The sequence below is a fragment of the Synechococcus sp. R6-10 genome (assembly GCF_047461815.1).
GTDB lineage: Bacteria > Cyanobacteriota > Cyanobacteriia > Thermostichales > Thermostichaceae > Thermostichus.
The window spans coordinates 1-889 of sequence record NZ_JANSHW010000406.1 but is presented as its reverse complement, the minus strand read 5'-3'; the positions used below and the strand labels follow the sequence as shown (position 1 = coordinate 889).

At 62.1% G+C, this 889-nt stretch carries 1 protein-coding gene and 1 pseudogene; both read left to right on the top strand.

The window, feature by feature from the left end:
* The first annotated feature begins 101 nt into the window (after positions 1–101).
* Positions 102–620 (top strand): winged helix-turn-helix domain-containing protein, encoded by a 519-nt coding sequence (locus NW837_RS11270; protein ID WP_414331589.1) that lies wholly within the window; start codon positions 102–104, stop codon positions 618–620.
* A 5-nt stretch (positions 621–625) separates the two neighbouring features.
* Positions 626–889: pseudogene (locus tag NW837_RS11265) on the top strand (IS630 family transposase); the annotation flags it as partial.

Below are 889 nucleotides of genomic sequence, written 5' to 3'. Positions count from 1 at the left end.
GAACTCGAGCGGACAATGACTTTCCAAACGGCCACATAAACCACCTCCACCTGCGTCTATACCCCGCACATGTCATACCAAATCTATGTAGATAATAACTCATGCCAAGCAAAGCCATAGCCCTACACGCCCACCTGAGCCTGGAAGAACTCGAACAGCGCTACCGTAGCTGCAAGGATGCCAAGGAGAAGACCCGCTGGCAGGTGATCTGGTTGTACGCCCAGCAGACCCGGGAGAACCACCCCAGCACCCGGGCAGTGAGCCAGGCCACCGGGTTTAGCCAGAACTGGGTCTACAAGCTCATCCGGCGCTACAACGCCGAGGGACCCCAGGGGCTCATCGATAAGCACCGCTACAACCCAGGAGGGGATAAGCGGGCCTTGCTGAACCAGGAGGAGCAACAAGCCCTCCGGCGGGCCCTGCAAGCGCGTCCTCCCGACGGGGGGGTGTGGACGGCCCGCAAGGTGGCCCACTGGGTTCAGGCGCACACCGGTAAGAGCATGGCCGAGGTCACCGCCTGGACCTACCTGCGCCGCTTGGGTTTCAGCCTCCAACGCCCCCGCCCCCGCCACACCCGCGCTGCGAGCGAGCAGGAGCAGGAGGCTTTCAAAAAAAAGTAGCCCAGGTGGTAGAGGCCCAGCGGCAGTTGCACCCGGATAAGCCGGTGGAGGTCTGGAGCCAGGATGAGGCCCGGGTGGGCTTGAAACCCATCCTGTGTAAGGTCTGGGCGCTCAAAGGGCAGCGGCCTCTGGCCTTCCACCGCACCCGCTATGAATGGCTGTACGTTTACCTCTTCGTGCATCCGGCCAGTGGGAGGAGTACCTTCCTGATCCTGCCCACGGTGAACAGCGAGCTCATGAGTCTGGCCCTACGGGAGTTTCAGCAGGAG